Raw genomic sequence first — 26,759 nt, forward strand, 5'->3', positions numbered from 1 at the left:
CACGGCGGAAGCGGGGAGGACGGGCCTTGGTACCGGCTCCCGGCCCCCGGCTCGTCTCGGCTCAGTTCAGCCGAAGGCTCTTCTTCGCCAGTTCGTAGGCGGGCAGCATCCGCCGGTGCTCTTCGAGGTCCGGCCCGCCCAGATGCACCACGACCGGGCCCTCGGGGGTGGTGAGGGCGAAGGCGCGCCCGGGCCCCGGCTCGTCCCGCGCCTCGCCGCCCACCGTGTAGGTGACCTCCGCCGCCGCCACGGAACCCGCCTTCACCGGGGTGTACACGGCCTCGCCCGCTCCCGGTTCGTCCGCGACGAACGCCTCCAGCACGGCCTTCGGGTCCGTATCGGGGCCCGCGCCCGTGCCCGGCGGCGTGCCCGTCCAGACCCGGAGGTAGCCGATGTGGCCGGCCGGTTTGGCGTCGATCTCGCAGACCAGGACCACCGTGCCCTGCTCGGCCAGGGCCGTGAAGTCGGCTCCGGGGTCCACATCGACGGCCTCCGGCTCCCAGTCCGCGGCCAGGTCGAAGATGACCGGCAGTTCGCACGCGGAGCCGGCCGCACCGAGCCGCGGGCCCTTCGCGAGGGGAGCCTTCGTGCCGGTACCGCCGTCCACGGCCGGCCGCTCCGCCGGCGCCTTCGAACCGGCCCCGACGCCGTCCGCCGAGCAGCCGGCCAGGGCGAGAGCGGCCGGACCCGCCGCCAGGACCGCCCGAAGAGCGCTACGCACCGTGCCCCGTGTCATGAAGTCCCCACCCGCGGATGTGTCCGCACCCCGCTGACCTGCGGACCGGCCCCGTGGCCGGTCGCCGCACGCTACCGCACCGGCGGCGGCGACTACCCTGGGACGTCGAGCACACGTCGAGCGGTCCCCCTCGGTGTGGACCCCCCGGACAGGAGTGAAATGGCCGTCAATCTGGTCAATGTCGAGCAGGTCAGCAAGGTGTACGGCACCCGTGCCCTGCTCGACGGCGTATCCCTCGGTGTCTCCGAGGGCGACCGGATCGGTGTCGTCGGCCGTAACGGCGACGGCAAGACGACGCTCATCCGGATGCTCGCCAAGCTGGAGGAGGCCGACACCGGCCGCGTCACGCACAACGGCGGACTGCGCCTCGGTGTCCTGACCCAGCACGACTCGCTGGACCCGCAGGCCACCATCCGCCACGAGGTCATCGGCGATCTCGCCGACCACGAGTGGGCGGGCAGCGCCAAGATCCGGGACGTGCTCACCGGCCTGTTCGGCGGCCTGGCCCTCCCCGGGTTCGAACACGGCCTGGACACCGTCATCGCCCCCCTCTCCGGCGGCGAGCGGCGACGGATCGCCCTGGCGAAGCTGCTCATCGCCGAGCAGGACCTGATCGTCCTCGACGAGCCCACCAACCACCTCGACGTCGAGGGCATCTCCTGGCTGGCCGGGCACCTGCGGGCCCGGCGTTCCGCGCTCGTCTGCGTCACCCACGACCGCTGGTTCCTCGACCAGGTCTGCACCCGCATGTGGGACGTCCAGCGCGGTGCGGTCCACGAGTACGAGGGTGGCTACAGCGACTACGTCTTCGCGCGGGCCGAGCGCGAGCGGATCGCCGCGACCGAGGAGGCCAAGCGGCAGAACCTCATGCGCAAGGAGCTGGCCTGGCTGCGGCGCGGCGCCCCCGCCCGTACGTCCAAGCCGCGCTTCCGCATCGAGGCGGCCAACGAACTGATCGCGGACGTACCGCCGCCGCGCGACACCAGCGAGCTGATGAAGTTCGCCAACGCCCGGCTCGGGAAGACGGTCTTCGACCTGGAGGACGTGACGGTCCAGGCCGGACCCAAGACCCTGCTCACCCACCTCACCTGGCAGCTCGGCCCCGGCGACCGCATCGGCTTGGTCGGGGTGAACGGCGCGGGCAAGACCTCCCTGCTGCGCGCGCTCGCCGACGCGGCCCGCAGCCAGGGCGACGTCCAGCCCGCGGCCGGGAAGATCGTCGTGGGCAGGACCGTCAAGCTGGCCTACCTCTCGCAGGAGGTCGCCGAACTGGACAAGAACCTGCGCGTCCTGGAGGCCGTGCAGCAGGTACGCGACCGGGTCGACCTCGGCAAGGGCCGCGAGATGACCGCCGGCCAGCTGTGCGAGCAGTTCGGCTTCTCCAAGGAGAAGCAGTGGACGCCCGTCGGGGACCTCTCCGGCGGTGAGCGGCGGCGGCTCCAGATCCTGCGGCTGCTGATGGACGAGCCCAACGTCCTCTTCCTCGACGAGCCGACCAACGACCTCGACATCGAGACCCTGACCCAGCTGGAGGACCTCCTCGACGGCTGGCCCGGATCGATGATCGTCATCTCCCACGACCGGTTCTTCATCGAGCGGACCACGGACCGGGTGATGGCCCTGCTCGGTGACAGGTCGCTGCGGATGCTGCCGCGCGGGGTCGACGAGTACCTGGAGCGCAGGCACCAGATGGAGGCGGCTGCCACCCCCGCGTCCGCCGCCGCCCCGGCCGCGCCCAAGGCGGCCCCGGTGAACACGGTCTCGCCGCAGGCGGCGCGGGCGGCCAAGAAGGAACTGCAGAAGGTCGAGCGGCAGCTCGACAAGATGTCCACCCGGGAGACCGAGCTGCACGCGCAGATCGCCGCCCACGCCACCGACTTCGAGAAGGTGGCGAAGCTGGACGCCGAGCTGCGCGAGCTCGTCGCGGAGCGCGATGAGCTGGAGATGCGCTGGCTGGAGCTGGCCGAGGACGCCTGACCGGAGTCCGGTCCCGGCCCGCCCGTGACGGGGAGGCGAGGGGGCGCGGGGGAGGGCGCGGGGGGAAAACGGCCCGGGGCGCGCCCATGTGACGTACCGTCCGGTTCTTTCCTCGCCGACAGGCGCCCACGGGCGCATAACGGCGGCATCACGGGCCGGTTCGCCCTTGGGAACAGGGGCTGGACCGAACCGGTGCCCGGTGCTGGGCGGGTGGTACAAAGAAGCCCCGCTCGACTGTCGTCACACCGCGCACTCCGTGCCCGGTTCGCTCCTTCCGGGGGAACGCACCCGCCGGAATCGCGGGGGAGGCCGAACCGGGCACCGGACCGCACCGCACGAAGGGGGACGTGCTGATGACCCAGCCGCCCAGCCAGCAACCGCCGCAGGGAGGCTTCGGGGCTCCGCAGGAGCCGCCGCAGGGGACCCCTCAGCCGCCGCCCCAGGCCCCGCCGCCCCCCGCGGCCCCGCCGCAGGCACCCCCGTCCGCACCGCAGACACCGCCCGCGCAGCCCGGTTACGGCTACCCGCAGGGCCCCGGCCCGTACAGCCAGCAGCCGGGTCCGTACGGTCAGCAGCCCGGCCCGTACAACCAGCAGCCGGGTCCGTACAACCAGCAGCCCGGTCCGTACGGTCAGCAGCCGCCCGGCCCGTACGGGCAGAACCCGCCGCCCCCCGGCCCGTACGGTCAGCCGGGTCCCGGCGGTTACGGCTACCCGCAGCAGCAGCACCCCGGGGCGCCCGCGCCCGGCGGGTCCGGCGGCGGGTTCCTCAAGGGGAAGCCCGCCGTCGTCATCGGCGCGGCCCTCGCCGTACTGCTCGTCGTCGGCGGTGGCGTCTACCTCGCCACCAGCGGCGGCGACGACCCGAAGAAGCCGGTCGCCGGACCCGGCCCGGGCACGGACGAGCCGAGCGCCTCGCCCACCGTCGACGAGGGCGACGGCAAGGGGGACGGCCGGGAGACGGACGACGACCTCAACGCCGGCCGCAAGCCGGGCGAGGCGAAGGTGCTCTGGCTGGCCAAGAACGACATCGACCTGCCCCGCAACGGCGCGGACGTACACGGCCCCTGGACCGTCGGCGACACCCTCGTCAGGGGCATGTACCGCTCGGTCTCCGGCTACTCGCTGGCCGACGGCAAGCAGAAGTGGACCCTGAAGCTCCCCGCCGACCTGTGCGCGGCACCGCACAACCCCACCGCCGACGGCAAGATCGTCATCGGTGTCATGAACGGCACCACCGACAAGGCGGACTGCGCCGACCTCCAGATGATCGACCTCAACACCGGCAAGGCCGGCTGGAAGAAGTCGGTCGAACAGAACGGCGCCTGGGACCTGCTGGGCGACATCGGCCTGGCGATCAGCGGCGACACCGTGACAGTCGGCCGCACCGGCAACTCCAACGCCTACCGCGTCAGCGACGGCAAGGAGCTGTTCGCCACCCCCTCCGGCACCTGCAAGCCGTTCGCCTTCGCGGGCGGCCCCAAGCTGATCGCCGCCGCCAGCTGCCGCACCGACGACCTGGACAACCCGCAGCACCGGATCCAGGAGCTCGACCCGGCCACCGGCAAGGCCAAGTGGACCTACGAGCCCAAGCGCGGCTGGGAGGTCGAGAAGGTCTACTCGGTGAGCCCGCTCGTCGTCTCGCTCACCCAGCGCGAGAAGAAGCAGCGTGCCGTCATCGCCCTCAAGGAGAACGGCACACTGCGTTCGGGGATGATCCCCGACGAGGGCGACGAGTTCTCCGTCGACTGCGGCAACGACTTCGCGGTCTTCGGTGAGCAGCTGGAGGGCTGCACCGGAATCGCCGCCGACGCGAACACCCTCTACAGGGCGACCAAGGACGACACCAGCGGCTCCGGCGGCCGCACCAACAGGATCATCGCCTTCGACCTGGACACCGGGAAGCCGAAGTGGAAGGCCCCGGCTCCCGCCGGACGCGTCCTCAAGCCGATCGGCATGGAGGCCGGCAAGGTGCTGCTCTACATGGAGCCCACCTACGAGAAGGGCGGCGCGATCGCCACCCTCGCGCCCACCGGCGGCGCCTCCACCGTCCTGCTCCAGCACCCCGACTCCACCAACCGGATCGAGAGCGGCTTCTTCACCTCCAGGACCGTGTGGACGGGCGGCCGTTCCGTCGTCGTCAGCACACGTGTCAGCGCCTCCAACGACGAGGAGGAGAAGGAGCAGACGACCATGATGGCCTTCGGCAAGTGACAGGCCGCCCCGGCACCCGCAGCCCCTTCTCTTCGGATTCCCCAGAGGTACGCACGCCATGACCCAGCCGAACGACGAGTCGCCCCAGGGCGGTTTCGGCGCACCGCAGGACCCGCCCCCCGGCGGCTTCGGCGCGCCCGCCCCGCCGCCCTCCGACGCCTTCAGCAAGCAGCCCCCGCAGGCACCGCCGCAGCCCTCCGCGCCCACCCCGCCCGCGGGTGGCTTCGGCGCCCCGCAGGCACCGCCGCCCGGCGGTTACGGCGCCCCGCAGACGCCCCCGCCGCCCGGCGGTTACGGCGCCCCGCAGACGCCCCCGCCCGGACAGCCGCCGCAGGACCCGGCGTACGGCTACCCGCAGGCACCGCCCCCGGGCGGCCCCGCCGGACAGCCCGGCTACGGCTACCCGCAGGGCCCCCCGCCCGGACAGCCGGGCGGGTACCCGCAGCAGGGGTACGGCTACCCGACCACCCCGATGCAGCAGCAGTACGGGACGCCGCCGGCCGGCGGCGGCGGGAAGTTCAGCACCCAGATGAAGATCATCGTCGCCGCGGCCGTCGCGGTGGTGCTGATCATCGGCGGCGGTGTCCTGTACGCGTCCGGCGGTGACGACGGCGGCAGCGGCAAGGAGACCGAGGCGTCCTCGGCCGGCGCCGAGGGCGGCGAGGGCAAGGGCGGCGAAGGCGGCAAGGGCGGCGGACCGGCCGGCGGCGGCGAGAAGGCCCCGGCCGAGACCAAGGCGAAGGTGGCCTTCCAGCTGCTCCAGCCGAAGGTCACCGACACCACCACCGTCCACGGCTCCTGGATCACCGACAAGGCGTATGTGAAGACCGGCGTGTACGAGGTCGCCGCGTACGACCCGGCCAAGGGCACCAAGCTGTGGTCCGTCCCGCTGAAGGGCCAGCTCTGCGCCGCCTCCCGGCACATGAGCAAGGACTACCGGACGGCCGTCCTCTTCGAGGAGGGCAAGCCGACCAAGGAGAACAAGTACCCCGCCTGCAACCAGGTCGGCGTGCTCGACCTGAACACCGGCAAGCTGCTGTGGAGCAAGTCCGTCACCTCGGCCGCCAGCGGTGACCGGCCGGTCAAGTTCAGCGAGGTCACCCTCAGCGGCACCACCGTCGCGGCCGGCGGGACCGGCGGCGGCGCCGCCTTCGCCCTCGCCGACGGCGCGGAGCTGTGGAAGCCGAAGGCCGACGCCGACAGCTGCTACGACATGGGGTACGGCGGCGGCGAGGCCCTCGCCGCCATCCGCAAGTGCGGTTCCTACGACGAACCGAAGCTCACCGTCCAGACCCTGGACCCGGCCACCGGCGCACCGCTGTCCTCGTACGACATGCCCGCGGGCGTCGAGTACGCGAGCATCGTCTCCACCCGGCCGCTCGTGGTGGCCGCCGACGTCGGCGACACCGCGGGTGACGGCAGCGGCATCTCGGACTTCTTCTCCATCGACGCGGCCACCGGCAAGCTGATCGTCCGGATCTCGGCCGACGCCGACCGCTACGGCGCCCGCTGCGGTTCCACCGAGGTCGAGACCTGCCAGGGCGTGGTCGTCGGCGACAACAGGCTGTACCTGCCGACCGAGGAGCACGAGGGCGGCGGCGACTACGGCAACACCAACGAGATCGTCGCCTTCGACCTGACCACCGGCAAGCTGGCCGGCGGCAAGGCCGACGCGGGTGACCGCTGGACGCTGCGGCCGCTGCGCATGGACGGCGACAACGTCATCGCGTACAAGGAGCCCCCGTACGACAAGGGCGGCCAGATCGTCTCCCTCGACGGCTCCACCCTCGAACAGACCGTCCTGATGGAGAACCCGGACGACGAGGCACTCCGTGACGCCGAGTCCAGCTTCTCGGGCGACTACGCCGAGATCCTCTACGAGAAGGGCAGGCTGTTCATGTCGGAGAAGATGCTCAGCAAGCCCAGTTCGAGCTCGCCCGACGAGAAGCGGTACCTGGCGATCTCCTACACGACCACCGGCTGACCCCTTCCCGGGGTGAGCAGCGGCCCTGCCGGTCGATCAACCGACCGGCAGGGCCGATCGTTTTCTGCCTGCCGGCCGGCCCGGACGACACAGAATCCGGCATTCACCGTCGCTCCTGTGCGGTAGAGGACACACCACGTCGAACAAGCGTGTAACTTGCCGGGTCAAAGGACGGCCGGGGGGCTGTTCCGGGTGGTGCGGCACAGGGGGTTTGCTCGAATGGGCGTGCGGCTCATGGTGGTCGACGACCACCGTCTGCTCGCCGAGGCACTCGCCTCGGCACTGAAACTGCGCGGGCACCGGGTGCTCGCGGCGGCGGCGCCGACGGCGGGAGCCGCCGACCTGGTGGTCAGCAGGGCGCCGGAGGTGTGCCTCTTCGGCACGGCGGCACCGGCCGCACCGGGTGCCTTCGACCCGATCGCGCGGATCGGCCGGGAGCGGCCCCAGGTGGCCGTCGTGGTGCTCGGCCCGGTGCCCAGCCCGCGCGGGATCGCCGCCGCCTTCGCGGCCGGCGCGGCCGGTTACGTCCGCCACGACGAGCGGATCGAGGGCGTGGAGCGCGCGATGGCCAAGGCCCGCGCCGGAGAGGCGGCGGTCGCCCCGCAGCTGCTGCGGGGCGCGTTCACCGAACTGCTCCACCCGCCGGCCGGACCGGACGACGAGGGGCAGCGGCTGCTGCGGATGCTCACCCCCCGCGAGGTCGAGGTGCTGGTACGGGTCACCGAGGGCGACGACACCCGGCTGATCGCGGCCGGCATGGGGATCGCGCCGAGCACCGCCCGTACGCACGTCCAGCGGGTCCTGATGAAGCTGGGGGTCGGCTCCCGGCTGGAGGCGGCGGCGCTCGCCGCCCGTACGGGACTGCTGGACCGGGCCGTCGCGGGAACGCCCTCCGGGGCGGCCCGTACCGGGTGATCCGCACAGGGTGATCCGTACCGGTTGATCCGCCGGGGCGCCGGGGGTCCGGGCCCCCGTGCCGGCGCACGGCGTGGTCCGGGCCCCTCGGGGTGCGGGCCGGCTCCCCGGCGCTCCGGGTGCCTCGTCGCGCACCCGGGAGGGGCGGGGCTCCCTCCGGCGGGGCTCCCTCCGGGCGAGCCCGGATGATTCCGGATGAGCCCGGGTGAGTCCTGGTGAGCCCGGGTGAGGAAGAGAAGAGCACCGGCACCGGTACCGCGAGGCCCGTCCCGAGGTTGATGTGGACGGGCCTCGGCCTTCGCGCCCAGGAACTGAACGTGCTCGATGCCGTTCTCTGTTTGAACGTGATCGAACGGAGCGGCATGCTCCGGACCGTCCGCCCCTGCCTCACAGTGCGGTCCGCGGAGGCCGGAGCGATTGACGTGTATGTTTACTCGTGATTAATTGTGTTCGGTTATGTTTGGTGCGTGGTTTCTGGAGGAGCCTGGTGAAGAAGACGGTGACGGCCCTCGCCGACGGTCGTGAGCTGATCTACTACGACCGCGCGGACGGCCGCGTGCGCGACGCCGTCGACCGGCGGCCCCTGGCCGCGGTCTCGACCTCCTCCGAGGTCCGCCGGGACCCGCTGCTCGGCGACAGTGTCGCCGTCGCCTCGCACCGCCAGGGGCGCATCTACCACCCGCCGGCCGACGAGTGCCCGCTGTGCCCCTCCACCGGGGGGCGGCTCAGCGAGATCCCCGACGACGGGTACGACGTCGTCGTCTTCGAGAACCGCTTCCCCTCGCTCGCCGGTGACTCCGGCCGCTGCGAGGTGGTCTGCTTCACCTCCGACCACGACACCTCCTTCGCCGGCCTCACCGGCGAACAGGCCGCCCTGGTCCTCGCCGCCTGGACCGACCGCACCGCGGAACTGGCCGGGCTCCCCCAGGTCGCCCAGGTCTTCTGCTTCGAGAACCGGGGCGCCGAAATCGGCGTCACCCTCGGCCACCCGCACGGGCAGATCTACGGCTACCCCTTCGTCACCCCGCGCACCGGGCGGATGCTGGACTCCGCGCGGGCCCACCGCGAGGAGACCGGCCGCAACCTCTTCGACGACGTCGTCGCCCGCGAGCTGGCGGGGGAGCGGGTCGTCCTGGAGGGCGAGCACTGGGCCGCCTTCGTCCCGTACGCCGCGCACTGGCCGTACGAGGTCCACCTCTACCCGCGCCGCCGCGTCCTGGACCTGCGCGACCTCGGCGAGGACGCCCGCGCGGAGTTCCCGCGGATGTACCTGGAACTCCTGAGGCGGTTCGACCGGATCTTCGGCCCCGGCCAGCCGCCGACCCCGTACATCTCGGCCTGGCACCAGGCCCCCTTCGCGGCGCCCGGCCGGGAGGAGTTCGCCCTCCACCTGGAGCTCTTCACCATCAGGCGGACCACGGGCAAGCTGAAGTTCCTCGCCGGCTCGGAGTCCGGCATGGACGTGTTCATCAACGACGTGCCGCCGGAGGCGGCGGCCCGGCGACTGCGAGAGGTAGCGAGCCAGTGAGCACCCCCCCGAAGAAGTACCTGGTGACCGGCGGCGCGGGATACGTCGGCAGTGTCGTCGCCGCCCACCTGCTGGAAGCCGGCCACACCGTCACCGTCCTCGACGACCTCTCCACCGGCTTCCGCGAGGGCGTCCCGGCCGGGGCCGAGTTCGTCGAGGGCCGCGTCCAGGACGCCGCGAAGTGGCTGGACGCCTCCTACGACGGGGTGCTGCACTTCGCCGCTTACTCCCAGGTCGGCGAGTCCGTCACCGACCCCGAGAAGTACTGGGTGAACAACGTCGGAGGCACCACCGCCCTCCTCGCCGCGATGCGCGACGCCGGGGTACGCACCCTGGTCTTCTCCTCCACCGCGGCGACCTACGGCGAGCCGGTCTCCAGCCCGATCACGGAGTCCGACCCGACCGCGCCCACCAGCCCCTACGGCGCGAGCAAGCTGGCCGTCGACCACATGATCACCGGAGAGGCCCGCGCCCACGGCCTGGCCGCCGTCTCCCTGCGCTACTTCAACGTGGCCGGGGCCTACGGCAGCTGCGGCGAGCGGCACGACCCCGAGTCCCACCTCATCCCGCTGGTCCTCCAGGTGGCGCTCGGCCGCCGCGAGTCGATCTCCGTCTACGGGGACGACTACCCGACCCCGGACGGCACCTGCGTCCGTGACTACATCCACGTCGCCGACCTCGCCGAGGCCCACCTGCTGGCCCTGGAGGCGGCCACCGCCGGGGAACACCTGATCTGCAACCTCGGCAACGGCAACGGCTTCTCCGTACGCGAGGTCGTCGAGACCGTCCGCCGGGTCACCGGCCACCCCGTCCCGGAGACCACCGCCCCGCGCCGCGACGGCGACCCCGCCGTCCTGGTCGCCTCCGCGGCCACCGCCAGGGAACGGCTCGGCTGGCGGCCCTCCCGCGCCGACCTGGCCGCCATCGTCGCCGACGCCTGGGCGTTCGCCCGCCGAGAGGAGACCAGCACCTCATGACCGGCCGCACCGGGCCCACGGCCCCCTCCGCCACCACCGCGCCGCCCGCCCTCCCGGACGAGCGGGCCGTGGCCGCCGGGCTCGTCACCTCGTTCACCGGGCTGTACGGGAGGGCGCCCGAGGGCGTCTGGGCCGCACCCGGACGCGTCAACCTGATCGGTGAGTACACCGACTTCAACGACGGCTTCGTCATGCCGCTGGCCCTGCCGCACGCCGCGCTCGCCGCCGTCGCCCGCCGTACCGACGGCGAGCTGCGCCTGCACTCCACCGACGTGCCCGGCGGGGTCGTGTCGCTGCGCGTCGACGAGCTGGCCCCCCACTCCGGGCACGGCTGGGCCGCCTATCCGGCGGGTGTCGTCTGGGCCCTGCGCGAGGCCGGCCACCCGGTCACCGGCGCGGACATCCAGCTCACCTCGACGGTCCCCGTCGGCGCGGGCCTCTCCTCCTCCGCCGCCCTGGAGGTCGTCACCGCCCTCGCCCTGAACGACCTCTTCGGGCTGGGCCTCGGCGCCCCCGGACTGGCCGTGCTCGGCCAGCGCGCGGAGAACGCGTTCGTCGGCGTGCCCTGCGGGGTCATGGACCAGATGGCCTCCGCCTGCTGCACCGACGGCCACGCCCTGTACCTCGACACCCGCGACCTCACCCAGCGCCAGGTCCCCTTCGACCTGGCGGCCCACGGCCTGCAGCTCCTGGTCGTCGACACCCGGGTCAAGCACGCGCTCGGCGACGGGGCGTACGCCGAGCGGCGGGCCGGCTGCGAGGCGGGCGCCCGCGCGCTGGGCGTCCCCACCCTGCGCGACCTGCCCTACGAGGGCCTGGACGCGGCCCTGCGGGAGCTGGAGGCGGCGGGCGTGGACGAGTCCGTCGTGCGCTACGTCCGCCATGTGGTGAGCGACAACCACCGGGTGGAGCAGATCATCGCCCTGCTCGACGGGGGTGACATCCGGGCGGCCGGCCCGGTGCTCGACGACGGGCACCGCTCGCTCCGCGACGACCTGCGGGTCTCCTGCCCGGAGCTGGACCTGGTGGCCGGGGCGGCGAAGGCGGCCGGGGCGCTCGGTGCCCGGATGACCGGCGGCGGCTTCGGCGGCTCGGCGATCGTCCTGGTGGAGCGGGAGGCCGCGGGCCCGGTCGCCGACGCGGTGACCGGGGCCTTCCTCTCGGCCGGGCACGCCGCCCCGGGCATCTTCCCCGCCGTCCCCTCGGCCGGAGCCCGCCGCCTGGAACCGGCGGAACCGGCCGCCTGACGGCCCGGCCTCCCCGACGGGCAGGAGGAGCCCTCGGACAGGACAGTGAACTTCCCGAAGGGCAGGGAGCTCCTGGAGGGGACAGTGAACTTCCCGAGGGGCAGGAAGCTCCCGGACGGGACAGGAAGCGACACGACCCGATGGAACACGTCGCTTTCTGTCCGTTCGGGTTTCACTTCAGCCCCGAAACAGAGCAGGCGCCCCACCCTCACCGGCCCGCGCCACCAGTTCCGCGAATCACCCTCCACCGCCGCCCGCCCGCCGTACGCTGATGCTCAGCACCGGTGGGGGCCGGTGCTGTTTCAGGGGACGAGACAGTCGGATACGACGCCCGGGAGGAACCCGGCCGGACACGGCGGCGGCCGTGTGCGGCGGGCCTCGAACGATCCGGGCGTCGTATCCGCAGTGGTCCGTCCACCGCCGTCGGGGCCGGCCGCGCAGCGGCGCCCAAGGAGCAGACGCAGCATGGGGGTGCCTGTGGCTCGGATCCGGGTTCTCGTGGTCGACGACCACCGCATCTTCGCGGAATCACTCGCGGCGGCCCTCGCGGCCGAACCGGACGTCGACGTGGCGGCGGCGGGCAGCGGCCCGGCGGCCCTGCGGTGCCTGGAACGCGCCTTCGCCGAGGGCCGGCGCTACGACGTGATGCTGGTCGACGCGGACCTCGGCGTCCGGGACGCCCCGGGCCGCGCGGGAGCCCTCGGCGGCGCCCCGGCCCTCCCCCCGCCCGGCGGCGTCCCGGGCGAGGACGCCCCGGACGCCCCGGAGGACGGCATCTCCCTGGTGGCCGGGGTGCGCGCCGGCCGGCCGTCCGTCCGCACGGTGGTGCTCGCCGAGAGGGACGACCCGGTCCGTGCCGCGCTCGCGCTCCAGGCGGGGGCCTCGGGCTGGGTGGCCAAGGACTGCTCCCTGCAACGCCTGCTGGCGGTCATCCGGGGCGTCCTGCGGGACGAGACGCATCTGCCGCCCGCCCTGCTGACCGGCGTACTGCGGGAGCTGACCACCGCCCGGAGGCACCGGACCGAGAGCGAGCAGCTGGTGGAGTCGCTGACCCCGCGCGAACGCGAGGTGCTGCGCTGCATGGTCGCGGGCCTCGGCCGCAAGGCGGTCGCGGAGCGCCTCTTCCTCTCCCCGCACACGGTGCGTACCCATATGCAGAACGTGCTGGGGAAGCTGGGGGTGCACTCGACCCTGGCGGCCGTGGCGATGGCCCGCCGGGCAGGCGTCGGACCGGCGGTGCCGGGGCCGGGACAGCCCTCAGCCGGGGATGTTGTCGAACGGGGCGGTCAACCGGCGTAGCAGCGCCGCCAGTTCCTGCCGCTGCTCAAAGGAGAGCTCGCCGAGGATGGCGCGCTCCTGGTCCAGCAGTCCCGCGAGCGACCGGTCGGCCTTGTCCTGGCCCTCGGCGGTCAGCCGCACCAGCACCCCGCGCCGGTCGCTGGGGTCGGGCAGCCGCTCCACCAGGTTCTTCTTGGTCAGCCGGTCGATGCGGTTGGTCATGGTGCCGGAGGTGACGAGCGTCTGGGTGAGGAGCTGGCCGGGGGAGAGCTGGTACGGAGCGCCGGCGCGCCGCAGCGACGTCAGTACGTCGAACTCCCAGGGCTCCAGATGGTGCTCGGCGAAGGCGGTCCGGCGGGCCCGGTCGAGGTGGCGGGCCAGCCGGGAGACGCGGCTCAGGACCTCGAGTGGTTCCACGTCGAGGTCGGGGCGCTCACGGCGCCATGCAGCGACCAGTCGGTCGACCTCGTCCTCCATGGTGATCAGTGTAGAGGGTGCCTCGACATGAAGTCTCTTGTTTTCAAGTATCTTGACGTCGAGCTACTGAGGTGGTGGCCCTGACCTCATACTTCCATCACTCCGGGGCCCCGGGGGACGGTTCCTTCGGCGCCCGCCCGGCCGGCCGCCCCTTCTTCCGGCGGCCGGCCGTCCGCCGGTCAGTTCTTGCGGTGGCCGATCAGTCGCGGCTTCGACTCCAGGTTCTCCAGCCCGTGCCAGGCCAGATTCACCAGGTGGGCCGCCACCTCCGCCTTCTTCGGCTTGCGGACGTCCAGCCACCACTGCCCCGTCAGCGCCACCATCCCCACCAGCGCCTGCGCGTACAGCGGGGCCAGCTTCGGGTCGAAGCCGCGGGCCTTGAACTCCAGACCCAGGATGTCCTCCACCTGGGTCGCGATGTCGCTGATCAGCGACGCGAAGGTGCCCGTGGACTGGGCGACCGGCGAATCCCGCACCAGGATCCGGAAACCGTCGGTGTACGTCTCGATGTAGTCCAGCAGTGCGAACGCCGCCTGCTCCAGCAGCTCACGCGGGTGACCCGCGGTGAGGGCACCCGTCACCAGGTCCAGCAGCTGCCGCATCTCCCGGTCGACCACGACGGCGTACAGACCCTCCTTGCCGCCGAAGTGCTCGTACACCACCGGCTTGGACACGCCGGCACGGGCCGCGATCTCCTCGACCGACGTCCCCTCGAAACCCTTGTCCGCGAAAAGGGTGCGTCCGATGTCCAGCAACTGCTCGCGGCGCTCCTTACCCGTCATCCGGACCCGCCGGGCCCGGCGGGTGGGTGCGGGTCTGCTCTTCTCGCCGCTGCTGCTTGAGTCGGTCGCCACGTCCTCAATCATGCAGGGTCGGCGCCGACGGGCTTGCGGCGGGAGGTGATTCGCGCGGCATCCGGCCAGCGCACGTCGTGCGCCCAGCCCAGCTGCTCGAACCAGCGGATCAGCCGGGCGCTGGAATCGACCTGGCCCCGCATCACCCCGTGCCGCGCGCACGTCGGGTCGGCGTGGTGCAGGTTGTGCCAGGACTCGCCGCACGAGAGCACCGCCAGCCACCACACGTTCCCCGAGCGGTCACGCGACTTGAAGGGCCGCTTGCCGGTGGCGTGGCAGATCGAGTTGATCGACCAGGTCACGTGGTGCAGCAGTGCCACCCGCACCAGCGAACCCCAGAAGAACGCCGTGAACGCGCCCCACCACGACATCGTCACCAGCCCGCCGACCAGCGGCGGAATGCCCAGCGAGATCACGGTGAACGTCACGAAGTGACGCGAGACCGCCCGCATCGCCGGGTCCTTGACCAGGTCGGGCGCGTACTTGTTCTGCGGGGTCTGCTCCTCGTTGAACATCCAGCCGATGTGCGCCCACCACAGACCCTTGAGGAGGGCCGGGAGGGTGTCGCCGAAGCGCCACGGGGAGTGCGGGTCGCCCTCTGCGTCGGAGAAGCGGTGGTGCTTGCGGTGGTCGGCCACCCACCGCACCAGCGGTCCCTCCACCGCCATCGAGCCCGCCACCGCGAGTGCGATGCGCAGGGGCCGGTTCGCCTTGAACGAACCGTGCGTGAAGTAGCGGTGGAAGCCGATCGTGACGCCGTGGCAGCCCAGGTAGTACATGAAGACCATCAGGCCCAGGTCCAGCCAGCTCACACCACGGCCCCAGGCCAGTGGTACCGCCACGACCAGAGCCACGAACGGCACCACGATGAACAGCAGCAGTGCGATCTGCTCGATCGAACGCTTCTTGTCCCCGCCGAGCGTGCCGGAGGGCGGTGGAGTACCCGGTCCGGCGGACGGCATCCCGTCGTCGACGACTTCGGTACTGGTGGTCATAGGGGAGTCCCCCGGTGTTGAGGAAATATGACGGTATGACCGGGCTACGGTTCCGTAACCTACGGCAACGTAAGTATGGCAGCGATGAGGCCCACGACACACGACCCGCGCCGCCGTCCACCCTCTGACACCTGCCCCCGCCCCCCGGCACGAACCGCCCCGAAGGGCTGTGAACGCCCCCGCCACCCCGCCACCTATCCTGGGAGGGTCGGACAGCGCGGTCCGCACTCTGCGTTTCCCGGGGGTGACGTGAACACGCGACGCCCCCGGACCACTGAGACAGAAGTGCCCGCCCGTCTCCCGCCGCACCGCCCGGGGAGACCACGCGAGGCACCTCCTCACATCACTGCAAGGAGCCGCACACTGTGAGCAGTGCCGACCAGACCCCCGCCGCCACCACCGAACTGCGGGCCGACATCCGACGCCTCGGCGACCTGCTGGGCGAGACCCTCGTACGCCAGGAAGGCCCGGAACTCCTCGACCTCGTCGAACGCGTCCGCGCCCTCACCCGCACTGACGGCGAAGCCGCCGCCGAACTCCTCGGCGACACCGACCTGGAGACCGCCGCGCAGCTCGTCCGCGCCTTCTCCACCTACTTCCACCTCGCCAACGTCACCGAGCAGGTCCACCGCGCCCACGAGATGCGCGACCGCCGTGCCGCCGAGGGCGGCCTCCTGGCCCGCACCGCCGACCGCCTCAAGGACGCCGACCCCGAGCACCTGCGCGAGACGGTCAAGAACCTCAACGTCCGCCCCGTCTTCACCGCGCACCCCACCGAAGCGGCCCGCCGCTCCGTACTCAACAAGCTCCGCCGCATCGCCGAACTCCTCGACACCCCCGTCATCGAGGCCGACCGCCGCCGCCACGACCTGAGGCTCGCCGAGCACATCGACCTCATCTGGCAGACCGACGAGCTCCGCGTCGTACGGCCCGAGCCCACCGACGAGGCCCGCAACGCCATCTACTACCTCGACGAACTCCACGCCAACGCCGTCGGAGACGTCCTGGAGGACCTCGCCGCCGAACTCGAACGCGTCGGCGTCGAGATCCCGCCCGGCACCCGCCCCCTCACCTTCGGCACCTGGATCGGCGGCGACCGCGACGGCAACCCCAACGTCACCCCCAAGGTCACCTGGGACGTCCTGATCCTCCAGCACGAACACGGCATCACCGACGCCCTCGAACTCATCGACTACCTCCGCGGACTGCTCTCCAACTCCATCCGCTACACCGGGGCCACCGACGAGCTCCTCACCTCGCTCCAGACCGACCTGGAACTCCTCCCCGAGATCAGCCCCCGCTACAAGCGGCTCAACGCCGAAGAGCCCTACCGCCTCAAGGCCACCTGCATCCGCCAGAAGCTGGTCAACACCCGCGAACGCCTCGCCTCCGGCACCCCCCACCGCCCCGGCTGCGACTACCTCGGCACCGCCGAACTCATCCACGACCTCACCCTCATCCAGACCTCCCTGCGCGAACACCGCGGCGGCCTCTTCGCCGACGGCCGCATGGACCGCACCATCCGCACCCTCGCCGCCTTCGGCCTCCAGCTCGCCACCATGGACGTACGCGAGCACGCCGACGCCCACCACCACGCCCTCGGCCAGCTCTTCGACCGGCTCGGCGAGGAATCCTGGCGCTACGCCGACATGCCCCGCGACTACCGGCAGAAGCTCCTCGCCCGGGAACTCCGCTCCCGCCGCCCCCTCGCCCCCACCCCCGCACCGCTCGACGAGGCCGGCGAGAAGACCCTCGGCGTCTTCCACACCATCAGCCAGGCATTCGAACGCTTCGGACCCGAAGTCATCGAGTCCTACATCATCTCCATGTGCCAGGGCGCAGACGACGTCTTCGCCGCCGCCGTCCTCGCCCGCGAAGCCGGACTCATCGACCTCCACGGCGGCTGGGCCAAGATCGGCATCGTCCCCCTCCTCGAAACCACCGACGAGCTCCGCGCGGCCGACGTCATCCTCGACGAGATGCTCGCCGACCCCTCCTACCGCCGCCTCGTCTCACTCCGCGGCGACGTCCAGGAGGTCATGCTCGGCTACTCCGACTCCTCCAAGTTCGGCGGCATCACCACCTCCCAGTGGGAGATCCACCGCGCCCAGCGACGCCTCCGCGACGTCGCCCACCGCTACGGCGTACGCCTGCGCCTCTTCCACGGCCGCGGCGGCACCGTCGGCCGGGGCGGCGGCCCCTCCCACGACGCGATCCTCGCCCAGCCCTGGGGCACCCTCGAAGGCGAGATCAAGGTCACCGAACAGGGCGAGGTCATCTCCGACAAGTACCTCATCCCCGCACTGGCCCGGGAGAACCTGGAACTGACCGTCGCGGCCACCCTCCAGGCGTCCGCCCTGCACACCGCACCCCGCCAGTCCGACGAGGCACTCGCCCGCTGGGACGCGGCCATGGACACCGTCTCCGACGCCGCCCACGCCGCCTACCGCAAGCTGGTCGAGGACCCCGACCTGCCCGCGTACTTCCTCGCCTCCACCCCGGTGGACCAGCTCGCCGACCTGCACCTGGGCTCGCGGCCCTCCCGCCGCCCCGGCTCGGGCGTCTCGCTCGACGGACTGCGCGCCATCCCCTGGGTGTTCGGCTGGACCCAGTCCCGCCAGATCGTCCCCGGCTGGTTCGGCGTCGGCTCCGGCCTCAAGGCCCTGCGTGAAGCCGGCCTCGACACCGTCCTGGAAGAAATGCACGACCGGTGGCACTTCTTCCAGAACTTCATCTCCAACGTCGAGATGACACTCGCCAAGACCGACCTGCGCATCGCCCGCCACTACGTCGACACCCTCGTGCCCGAACCCCTCAAGCACGTCTTCGACGTCATCGAGGCCGAACACGCCCTCACCGTCCAGGAAGTCCTCAAGGTCACCGGCAGCACCGAACTCCTCGGCACCAGCCCCGTCCTCCAGCAGACCTTCGCCATCCGCGACGCCTACCTGGACCCGATCTCCTACCTCCAGGTGTCGCTCCTCGCCCGCCAGCGCCAGGCCGCCGAACAAGGCGAGGAGCCCGACCCGCTCCTCGCCCGCGCCCTGCTCCTCACCGTCAACGGCGTCGCCGCGGGCCTCCGCAACACCGGCTGACCCCACCCGCACACCACCACGGCAGGGCCGCATCCACCGGGAACACCGGCGGGTGCGGCCCTGCCTCACAACACGGCGGAACAACCGCGGTTCCGCCTCACAACGCGGCGGAACGACCGCGGTTCCGCCTCACAGCGCGGCGGAACAACCGCGGCCCGCCTCACAACGCGACGAACACCGCCCCCAACAGGACACCGCCCGCCACACCCGCACCCCACGCCACCCGCGACAACCGCAACCCACCCGCGATCACCACCGCGGCCAGCACCAGCGCACCGCCCAACGGCACCCACGCATGCAGAAAACCCGGCACCCCGGTGCGCACCACCTCACCCGTACCGGGCTTCACCACCACGGGGAAACGATCCCCCTCACCCACCGCCACCGACCGCTCGATCGTCACCCCGCCACGCGGCACCGACCGCGCATCCGGCGAGAACGACCCCGAACACACATCCTCACCACACCCGGTCACCGCCATCGTCCCGTGCTCCCGGCCCTCGTCCAGCACGATGTGATGCGCCGTCCCCCACGACGCCCACACCCCGCCGGCCAGCAACAACACGACGACACAACTCGCCGCGCACACACGGCCGTACCCCACCAGCCTCCCGGCCGCGCTCCGCTTCATGGACGCCGATCCTTGGCCAGGCCCCCGCCCCCGGTCAACCTATGGCCGAAAAACACCCACCGGGCGCCAGAAAAATCAGCAGTTGTACGACGACTGCGCCCGCTCCAGCCCATCCGCCACCAACGACTCCACCGCATCCGCCGCCCGGTCCACCAGATACCCCAGCTCCTTGCGCTCCCCGGACGAGAAGTCCTTCAGCACGAAATCAGCGACCTGCATCCGCCCCGGCGGACGCCCGATCCCGAACCGCACCCGGTGGTAATCCGGACCCATCGCCTTCGTCATCGACTTCAGCCCGTTGTGCCCGTTGTCACCCCCGCCCAGCTTCAGCCGCAACGCCCCGTAATCGATGTCCAGCTCGTCGTGCACCGCCACCACACGATCCACCGGCACCTTGTAGAAATCCCGCAACGCCGTCACCGGCCCACCCGACAGATTCATGAACGACATCGGCTTCACCAGCACCACCCGACGACTCAGCGGACCCGGCGGACCCATCCGCCCCTCCACCACCTGCGCCTGCGCCTTCTGCGCCCGCTTGAACTTCCCGCCGATCCGCTCCGCCAGCAGATCGGCCACCATGAACCCGACGTTGTGCCGGTTCGCCGCGTACTCAGGACCAGGATTGCCGAGACCCACGATCAACCAAGGGGCAGTGGCATCGGACATCAACGCTCGGACTCCTCGCAACAGCCGTACAGGACGGACACACCTACACACGGACAGAACAAACGGGGCGGCGCCCCCCGGAAGGGAAACGCCACCCCGTCAGTGAAACAGGTGGAACGGGAGGACTCAGGCCTCTTCGCCCTCGGCGGCCTCACCGGCGGCCTCCTCGGCCTGCGCGGCCACGACCTGCAGCACCACGGCGTCCTCGTCACCCGCGAGCGAAGAGCCCTTCGGCAGCGCGATGTCCTTCGCCAGAACCGACGCACCCGCGTCCAGGCCCGCCACCGACACCGTCACCGACTCCGGGATGTGCGTCGCCTCGGCCTCGACCAGCAGCGTGTTCTGCACGTACTCCAGCAGGTTGCCACCCGGAGCCAGCTCGCCCTCCACGTGCACCGCGATCTCCACGTTGACCTTCTCGCCGCGCTTCACGGTCAGCAGGTCGACGTGCTCCAGGAAACCCTTCAGCGGGTCACGCTGCACGGCCTTCGGGATCACCAGAGCGTCCTTGCCGTCGATCTCCAGACCGATCAGGACGTTCGGCGTACGCAGCGCCAGCAGCAGCTCGTGCCCCGGAAGCGAGATGTGAACCGGCTCGGCACCGTGGCCGTAGACAACGGCGGGAACCTGGTTGGCACGACGGATACGACGCGCCGCACCCTTACCGAACTCGGTACGGACCTCGGCGGCCAGCTTGATCTCAGACATGACGCACTCCTCGCAAGGTGACGAAAAATCGATGGTCACCCGGCCCACGACAGGCCTGCTACGAAGAGCGCGTCGATAACGGACCGCCGCCTCATGAACCCATGAGAACGGCCTCCCTCGCCGAGCAACTCCACAAGTCTACCCGGCGGGAAGGCCGCACCCAAAGTCGATCAGCCGGGACCCGCCGCGGAACACCCCGCGGCCGGCCCCGCACGACTACTTGTCGTCCTCCTCGAAGAGGCTCGTCACCGAACCGTCCTCGAAGACCTCACGCACCGCACGCGCGATCGTCGGCGCGATCGACAGCACCGTGATCTTGTCCAGCTCCAGCTCACCCGGGGTCGGCAGCGTGTCCGTGAACACGAACTCACTCACCTTCGAGTTCTTCAGCCGGTCCGCCGCCGGACCCGACAGCACACCGTGCGTCGCCGTCACTATGACGTCCTCCGCACCGTGCGCGAACAACGCGTCCGCCGCCGCACAGATCGTGCCGCCCGTGTCGATCATGTCGTCGACCAGCACACACACCCGGCCCTCGACGTTGCCGACCACCTCGTGCACGCTGACCTGGTTCGGGACGTCCTTGTCACGCCGCTTGTGCACGATCGCCAGCGGCGCGTCCAGACGGTCGCACCAACGGTCCGCCACCCGCACCCGGCCCGCGTCCGGAGACACCACCGTCAGCTTCGACCGGTCCACCTTCGCACCCACGTAGTCCGCCAGGATCGGCAGCGCGAACAGGTGGTCCACCGGACCGTCGAAGAAGCCCTGGATCTGGTCCGTGTGCAGATCGACCGTGAGGACCCGGTCCGCACCCGCCGTCTTCATCAGGTCCGCGATCAGACGCGCCGAGATCGGCTCACGGCCACGGTGCTTCTTGTCCTGGCGCGCGTACCCGTAGAACGGCACGATCACCGTCACCGACCGCGCCGACGCGCGCTTCAGCGCGTCCAGCATGATCAGCTGCTCCATGATCCACTTGTTGATCGGAGCGGTGTGGCTCTGGATCAGGAAGCAGTCCGCACCACGGGCCGACTCCTGGAACCGCACGTAGATCTCACCGTTGGCGAAATCGAAGGCCTTCGTCGGCACGAGGCCCACACCCAGCTGGTGCGCGACCTCCTCGGCCAGCTCGGGGTGGGCGCGGCCGGAGAAGAGCATCAGTTTCTTCTCGCCGGTCGTCTTGATCCCGGTCACAGCACAGTCTCCTCAGACATGTATCTGGCACCGCGCGCATGTGTCCCGACGTGCGACGAGCCAGCCGAATTTGGGTGAGCACCTATCACGGTACGCCGACTTCGGCGCACCTGTTTCCGGTCAGCTTTCGCCGTCGGACTCCTCAACAGCCGCCTGAGCCGCCTGAGCCGCCGCACTCCCCGGACGCTTCCGGGCCACCCAGCCCTCGATATTCCGCTGCTGGCCCCGGGCGACAGCCAGGGAACCGGCCGGCACGTCCTTCGTGATCACCGACCCCGCCGCCGTATAGACCCCGTCCCCGACCGTGACAGGCGCCACAAACATATTGTCCGACCCGGTCCGGCAGTGGGACCCGATCGTCGTGTGGTGCTTCGCCACCCCGTCGTAGTTCACGAAGACACTCGCCGCACCGATGTTCGTGTGGTCACCGATCGTCGCGTCACCCACATAACTCAGATGCGGAACCTTCGTCCCCTCGCCGATCGTGGCGTTCTTCATCTCCACGTACGTACCGGCCTTGGCCTTCGCCCCCAGCCGGGTACCGGGACGCAGATACGCGAACGGGCCGACCACGGCCCCGGGACCGACCTCCGCCCCCACCGCCACCGTGTTCTCCACCCGGGCACCCGCACCGACCACCGTGTCCGTCAGCCGGGAGTCCGGACCCACCTCGGCGTCCTCGCCCAGGTGCGTCGCACCCAGCAACTGCGTCCCCGGATGCACCACCGCGTCACGCTCGTACGTCACCGTCACGTCGATCAGCGTCGACGCCGGGTCCACCACCGACACCCCCGCCAGCATCGCCCGCTCCAGCAGCCGCTCGTTCAGCAGACGCCGCGCCTCGGCCAGCTGCACCCGGTTGTTGATCCCCAGGATCTCCCGGTGGTCACCCGTCCGCGAGGCCCCGACCCGGTGGCCCGCCTCACGCAGGATCGACAGCACATCGGTGAGGTACTCCTCGCCCTGGCTGTTGTCCGTACGCACCTGCGTCAGCGCCTCGCCGAGCAGCCGGCCGTCGAACGCGAACACCCCGGAGTTGATCTCGCGGACCGCGCGCTGCGCCTCGGTGGCGTCCTTGTGCTCCACGATCGCGGTGACCGCCCCGGAGGCCGCGTCACGGATGATCCGCCCGTAACCGGTGGCGTCCGGTACCTCGGCGGTCAGCACGGTGACGGCGTTCGCGTCGGCGGCGTGGGCGGCGGCGAGGGCGGACAGCGTCTCGCCGGAGAGCAGCGGGGTGTCGCCGCAGACCACGATCACGGTGCCCTCCACCGCGCCGCCGAGGTCCTCCAGGGCGATCCGGACGGCGTTCCCGGTCCCCTTCTGCTCGGGCTGGAAGACGGTGCGCACGGGGATCTCGCCGTCGGCCAGACGGGCGGTGACCTGATCGCTGCCGTGGCCGACGACCACGACCAGGTGCTGCGGAGACAGTTCGTGGGCGGCGGCGACGACGTGTCCGACGAGCGGGCGCCCGGCGATCTCGTGCAGGACCTTGGGGGTCTTCGACTTCATGCGGGTGCCCTCACCCGCTGCGAGGACGACGACGGCGGCCGGGTGGGGGACGCTCACGGATATGCCCTTCGGCTTCGGGTGATGGACATCCGCAGGATACCGGGGGCGTCGGGGCCGGAACCGGGCACAGGCCCCGACCGTGGGTCGGGGCCTGTGGCTGTGGCTCCGCCGGCTGGATTCGAACCAGCGTCTCAAGGCTCCAAAGGCCTGCGGGATGCCGCTACCCCACGGCGGATCACTGCGTCAGACCATACCCGAGGGCGAGTTGGCCCTGTTCCACGATGCCGCTCCACCAGCCCTCGATCCGACGGTACAACTCGGCTCCCCGGGAGACGCGGATGACCAGGCAGCCCCGGTATTCGTCGCCCACGTTCTTCCGCACGGTCTTCGGGTTGTGCTTCTTGAGGGTCGTCCTCTGGAAGACGGAGACGTCCACCCCCGCCAGTCCGGCCCAGTACGATTCGGCGGCCGCGACGTCCGCGGTTTCGTGGATCATGACGCGGAAACGCAGGTCGTCCCGGGCGATGCCGAGCAGGTCCAGCCACGCGAGGTACACCTCGACCACCCCGGGGTCACTGTTGACGAAAGCGACGGTCTCGCGACGGTCGTAGGCCTTGTCCTTGGCTCCTTCCGCCCAGTAAAGAGCCGCACCGACCAACAGCAGTTCCCGGTCGGTCAAGGCCCCGACCTCCGCCTTCGCGGCTGCCTTCGTGCGTTGCCGCGCCGTGTCGCGCAGGGCCAGTTCGTGTTCCCAGCGCTTCCTGCCGGCGAGCCGGGCCTGCTCGACCGCCGTTCGGCTGCGCTCCGGCTTCGGCAGGTCCCGCACCCAGAGCGAGATCGAGCTCTTCGAGCACCCCAGCTCCACCTGGATCCGGTCGTAGGTCATCCCCTGGAGCCGGAGCTCCCTCGCCTTCGCCCGGAGGTCGTCCTTCGCGTTCGGGCGCTTCGTCCACTCGGGAGGCGGCTCGCCCTCCAGGAGCCGGTTGAGGAGGTCGTTGTTGTGGACGCGGAGCCGGTCGCGGATCCGGCGCCGGCTGAGCCCTTCCCGCCGCAGTGCCACCGCCTGCTCGCGCAGGGACTCGAAGTCCGCGTATCTGCTCGGAGCATTCGTCATGCGAACACCCTCGTCCGGAATGCGGGCTTCCGGCCCTGAAAGGGCGGCGGTTCACCGGGTCGTGGGATCTACCCACTATTGCGTGACGATGGGTGACTGTCTGTGCTGGTGGACTCTTCGGAAAAGCGGATGCGCGCGCCCGTAGGCTGGACGGCATGACCGCAACGGGGGCAGACCGGGAGGCGGCGGGATCGACCACCCGCGGCTACTGGTGGTGGGAGCGGCGGCGCGGTGTCGCCTTGGACGTGGGGCTGGCGCTGGTCTCGGCGCTGGAGTGCGCGCTGGAGGGGATCGAGTTCGCCGGGGACACCGGGCTGCCGGTGCCGCTCGGGGTGGTGTTCGGGCTGCTGGCGGGTTCGGTGCTGCTGGTGCGCCGGCGGTGGCCGATCGTGGTGGTGCTGGTGTCGATCGCGACGACGCCCGCCGAGATGGGTTTCCTGATGGGGCTGGTGGGGCTGTACACGCTGGCCGCTTCGGAGGTGCCGCGCAGGATCACGGTCGTGCTGACGGGGATGACGTTCGTCGGCGCGTTCATCGTGGGTTACGTGCGGTTGCGGCAGAGCGTGAGCGGGTACGCGGGCGCGGGTCCGGGGCCGGAGGACTGGTACGTCCCGTTGGTGTCGCTGTTCATGGCGCTGGGGCTGACGGCGCCGGCGGTGCTGTCCGGTCTGTACATCGGGGCCAGGCGGCGGCTGATGGAGAGCCTGCGGGAGCGGGCGGATTCGCTGGAGCGGGAGCTGTCGCTGCTCGCGGACCGGGCCGAGGAGCGGGCGGAGTGGGCGCGTACGGAGGAGCGGACGCGCATCGCCCGGGAGATGCACGACGTGGTGGCGCACCGGGTGAGCCTGATGGTGGTGCACGCGGCGGCGTTGCAGGCGGTGGCGAGGAAGGACCCGGAGAAGGCGGTGCGGAACGCGGCTCTGGTGGGGGACATGGGCCGACAGGCGCTGACGGAGCTGCGGGAGATGCTGGGGGTGCTGCGGAGCGGTGCCTCGGTGGGGGGCGCGGGGGGCGGCCGGGTTCCGTTGGCGCAGGTGGGGCGGGTGGCCGCGGTGGCCGCGGCGGCTCCGGAGGACGGTCCTCGGCTGAGTGAGGTGGAGGCGCTGGTGGCGCAGTCGAGGGAGGCGGGGATGGCGGTGGAGCTGTCGGTGGAGGGGGAGTCGGGCGCGTATGCGCCGGAGGTGGAGCAGACGGCGTTCCGGGTGGTGCAGGAGGCGTTGACGAACGTGCACAAGCATGCGGCGGGTGCGCGTACGTGGGTGCGGCTGGCGCATCGCGGGGACGAGGTGGCGATGCAGGTGGAGAACGGTCCGGCGGACGGTGCCGGGGCGGCCGCGGGCCTGCCGAGCGGGGGGAACGGCCTGGTGGGGATGCGGGAGCGGGTGCTGGGGCTGGGGGGTGTGTTCGTGTCGGGGCCGACGGACGCGGGCGGGTTCAGGGTGTCGGCGGTTCTGCCGGGCGGGAGCGCGGGGTGATCCCCGGGGCGGTGTGACCCGGGGTGGGGTGGTCCGGGGCCGGGACCAGGGGTGGGGCCGCGGGGTCAGCCGGTGTGGGTGAGGCGGGTGGGCTGGGTTCCGGTGATGAGGGTGGTGAGGGCGCGGTCGATGTCGGAGCCGAGGTACCAGTCGCCGGTGTGGTCGATGGAGTAGACGCGTCCTTCGGTGTCGATGGCGAGGACGGCTCGGCCGTTTCCTTCTTCGCCGAGGGGGGCGACTTCGGTTTCGAGGGCGCGTCCGAGGTCGTTGAGGGTGCGTGCGAGGTGGAGTCCGCGGAGGGGGTCGATGCGGAGGGGGGAGGGGGCGATCTGCCGGCCGGGTGTGGTGGTGGTGATGTGGAGTGTGCCGAATTCGGCCCAGGCCTCGACGGCCGCGGGGAAGACGGCGTGCCGGTGTCCGGCGGGTGAGGTGTGGGCGCGGAGGGTGTCGGCCCACTCCTCGGCCTGGCGGATGTTCCAGCGTCCTGGCTGCCAGCCGGCTTCGCGGAGGGTGGCGTCGACGGGGGCGGGGAAGCGGGTGGAGGGGGTGCGGTCCTGCTGGGCGGGGAGGCTGTCGGGTCGGCGCATGGGCGGGGTCAGCTCTTCTCGGTGGTGGTCGCGCCGGGGGTGAGGTCGACGGGGCGTACGCCGAAGTGGGCGAGCATCGCGGTGCAGGAGCGGCAGGGGGGTGCGTAGCTGCCGTGGAGGGGGTCGCCGTCCTCGCGGATGTGGCGGGCGGTGAGGCGGGCGTGTTTGAGGGCGCGGCGGGCTTCGCCGTTGGTGAGGGGTTTGCGCTGGGCTCGTTTGGAGCGGCTGCTGTCGGCCGAGGTGAGCTGGCGTGAGAGGAGTATGGCTTCGGGGCAGCGGCCGGTGAAGCGTTCCCGCTGGTTGCTGGTGAGGGTGTCGAGGAAGTCCTGGACGAGTGGGTGCAGGGTGGGGGGCCGGTCGCCTTTTCCGGCGGTGCAGGTGAGTGTCTCCCCCCGTACGGACAGGGCTGCGGCCACGGCGGGGAGGATGCCGTCCCGGCGGTGGCGGAGGTGTGGTGTACGGCTGGGTTCGGTGGTGCTCCAGCTGAGTCTTGGGTCTCCGGATGTGACTGTTTGTGCAGGGTACATGTTGTGGATTTCCCTCCCGCAATCCCCCGAGTTGCGGGGGACAGCCTGCCAAATGGGCTGGGT

General features: G+C 71.4%; 22 protein-coding genes and 1 tRNA gene. 10 read left to right on the forward strand and 13 right to left on the reverse strand.

The annotated features are described in order from the left end of the window. Positions 1-61: 61 nt before the first annotated feature. Positions 62-721: a lipoprotein gene (locus CP967_RS20290; RefSeq protein WP_308436147.1), complete on the reverse strand. Its 660-nt coding sequence runs from the start codon at positions 719-721 to the stop codon at positions 62-64. 174 nt (positions 722-895) lie between these two features. On the opposite strand from CP967_RS20290, the gene CP967_RS20295 reads away from it, so the two are divergent. From CP967_RS20295 to CP967_RS20330, 8 genes are all read left to right on the forward strand, one after another. Further along, positions 896-2,713 (forward strand): ABC-F family ATP-binding cassette domain-containing protein, encoded by a 1,818-nt coding sequence (locus CP967_RS20295; RefSeq protein WP_150489329.1) that lies wholly within the window; start codon positions 896-898, stop codon positions 2,711-2,713. A 353-nt stretch (positions 2,714-3,066) separates the two neighbouring features. Further along, positions 3,067-4,926 carry an outer membrane protein assembly factor BamB family protein gene (locus CP967_RS20300; protein ID WP_150489330.1) on the forward strand — a complete coding sequence of 620 codons (1,860 nt, stop codon included), beginning with the start codon at positions 3,067-3,069 and terminating at the stop codon, positions 4,924-4,926. Between the two features lie 58 nt (positions 4,927-4,984). After that, a complete protein-coding gene (locus tag CP967_RS20305; RefSeq protein WP_150489331.1) occupies positions 4,985-6,910 on the forward strand; it encodes an outer membrane protein assembly factor BamB family protein in 1,926 nt (641 codons plus the stop codon). A 219-nt stretch (positions 6,911-7,129) separates the two neighbouring features. Next, a complete protein-coding gene (locus CP967_RS20310; protein WP_150489332.1) occupies positions 7,130-7,825 on the forward strand; it encodes a helix-turn-helix transcriptional regulator in 696 nt (231 codons plus the stop codon). Positions 7,826-8,312: 487 nt separating this feature from the next. Continuing rightward, on the forward strand, positions 8,313-9,353 hold the full coding sequence (galT, locus tag CP967_RS20315) for a galactose-1-phosphate uridylyltransferase (protein ID WP_150489333.1): 1,041 nt from the start codon (positions 8,313-8,315) through the stop codon (positions 9,351-9,353). Beyond that, entirely contained in the window at positions 9,350-10,330 is a 981-nt protein-coding gene (galE, locus tag CP967_RS20320; RefSeq protein WP_150489334.1) for a UDP-glucose 4-epimerase GalE, read from the forward strand. Before galT ends, galE begins: the two co-directional genes overlap by 4 nt. Continuing rightward, positions 10,327-11,577 (forward strand): galactokinase, encoded by a 1,251-nt coding sequence (gene galK / locus CP967_RS20325; protein ID WP_150489335.1) that lies wholly within the window; start codon positions 10,327-10,329, stop codon positions 11,575-11,577. Before galE ends, galK begins: the two co-directional genes overlap by 4 nt. Positions 11,578-12,042: 465 nt before the next feature. Next, a complete protein-coding gene (locus tag CP967_RS20330) occupies positions 12,043-12,876 on the forward strand; it encodes a response regulator transcription factor (protein ID WP_150489336.1) in 834 nt (277 codons plus the stop codon). Here CP967_RS20330 and CP967_RS20335 read toward each other — a convergent pair. From CP967_RS20335 to CP967_RS20345, 3 genes are all read right to left on the reverse strand, one after another. Beyond that, complete coding sequence (locus tag CP967_RS20335; protein WP_150489337.1) at positions 12,835-13,332, reverse strand: MarR family winged helix-turn-helix transcriptional regulator; 498 nt, start codon at positions 13,330-13,332, stop codon at positions 12,835-12,837. The two genes, CP967_RS20330 and CP967_RS20335, sit on opposite strands and share 42 nt — an antisense overlap. Positions 13,333-13,511: 179 nt before the next feature. Beyond that, positions 13,512-14,198, reverse strand: a complete 687-nt coding sequence (locus tag CP967_RS20340; RefSeq protein ID WP_150489338.1) for a TetR/AcrR family transcriptional regulator — start codon at positions 14,196-14,198, stop codon at positions 13,512-13,514. After that, positions 14,195-15,181 carry an acyl-CoA desaturase gene (locus CP967_RS20345; protein ID WP_150489339.1) on the reverse strand — a complete coding sequence of 329 codons (987 nt, stop codon included), beginning with the start codon at positions 15,179-15,181 and terminating at the stop codon, positions 14,195-14,197. Before CP967_RS20345 ends, CP967_RS20340 begins: the two co-directional genes overlap by 4 nt. Before the next feature lie 365 nt (positions 15,182-15,546). Here CP967_RS20345 and ppc point away from each other — a divergent pair, with 365 nt between their 5' ends. Beyond that, on the forward strand, positions 15,547-18,276 hold the full coding sequence (gene ppc / locus CP967_RS20350; RefSeq protein WP_150489340.1) for a phosphoenolpyruvate carboxylase: 2,730 nt from the start codon (positions 15,547-15,549) through the stop codon (positions 18,274-18,276). 160 nt (positions 18,277-18,436) lie between these two features. Here ppc and CP967_RS20355 read toward each other — a convergent pair whose 3' ends face one another. From CP967_RS20355 to CP967_RS20385, 7 genes are all read right to left on the reverse strand, one after another. Next, positions 18,437-18,907 (reverse strand): hypothetical protein, encoded by a 471-nt coding sequence (locus tag CP967_RS20355; protein ID WP_150489341.1) that lies wholly within the window; start codon positions 18,905-18,907, stop codon positions 18,437-18,439. A 75-nt stretch (positions 18,908-18,982) separates the two neighbouring features. Further along, positions 18,983-19,576, reverse strand: a complete 594-nt coding sequence (pth, locus tag CP967_RS20360; protein ID WP_150489342.1) for an aminoacyl-tRNA hydrolase — start codon at positions 19,574-19,576, stop codon at positions 18,983-18,985. Between the two features lie 126 nt (positions 19,577-19,702). Beyond that, complete coding sequence (locus tag CP967_RS20365; protein ID WP_150489343.1) at positions 19,703-20,284, reverse strand: 50S ribosomal protein L25/general stress protein Ctc; 582 nt, start codon at positions 20,282-20,284, stop codon at positions 19,703-19,705. A 216-nt stretch (positions 20,285-20,500) separates the two neighbouring features. Further along, positions 20,501-21,481: a ribose-phosphate diphosphokinase gene (locus CP967_RS20370; protein ID WP_150489344.1), complete on the reverse strand. Its 981-nt coding sequence runs from the start codon at positions 21,479-21,481 to the stop codon at positions 20,501-20,503. A gap of 120 nt (positions 21,482-21,601) precedes the next feature. Then, positions 21,602-23,050 carry a bifunctional UDP-N-acetylglucosamine diphosphorylase/glucosamine-1-phosphate N-acetyltransferase GlmU gene (gene glmU / locus CP967_RS20375; protein ID WP_150489345.1) on the reverse strand — a complete coding sequence of 483 codons (1,449 nt, stop codon included), beginning with the start codon at positions 23,048-23,050 and terminating at the stop codon, positions 21,602-21,604. A gap of 103 nt (positions 23,051-23,153) precedes the next feature. Beyond that, positions 23,154-23,228: transfer RNA gene (locus CP967_RS20380), tRNA-Gln, on the reverse strand. Next, positions 23,229-24,107, reverse strand: coding sequence for a hypothetical protein (locus CP967_RS20385; protein WP_150489346.1), 879 nt, complete (start codon positions 24,105-24,107; stop codon positions 23,229-23,231). Positions 24,108-24,262: 155 nt separating this feature from the next. On the opposite strand from CP967_RS20385, the gene CP967_RS20390 reads away from it, so the two are divergent. Continuing rightward, positions 24,263-25,582: a sensor histidine kinase gene (locus CP967_RS20390; RefSeq protein WP_150489347.1), complete on the forward strand. Its 1,320-nt coding sequence runs from the start codon at positions 24,263-24,265 to the stop codon at positions 25,580-25,582. A gap of 65 nt (positions 25,583-25,647) precedes the next feature. On the opposite strand, the gene CP967_RS20395 is transcribed toward CP967_RS20390, so the two are convergent. Together CP967_RS20395 and CP967_RS20400 are read right to left on the reverse strand one after the other, a co-directional pair. Beyond that, entirely contained in the window at positions 25,648-26,169 is a 522-nt protein-coding gene (locus CP967_RS20395; RefSeq protein ID WP_150489348.1) for an SUKH-3 domain-containing protein, read from the reverse strand. Positions 26,170-26,177: 8 nt separating this feature from the next. Then, on the reverse strand, positions 26,178-26,696 hold the full coding sequence (locus CP967_RS20400; protein ID WP_150489349.1) for a YwqJ-related putative deaminase: 519 nt from the start codon (positions 26,694-26,696) through the stop codon (positions 26,178-26,180). Positions 26,697-26,759 lie beyond the last annotated feature (63 nt).

Origin of the sequence: Streptomyces nitrosporeus, from assembly GCF_008704555.1 — a bacterium.
In the GTDB taxonomy this organism is placed as follows: Bacteria; Actinomycetota; Actinomycetes; order Streptomycetales; family Streptomycetaceae; genus Streptomyces; species Streptomyces nitrosporeus.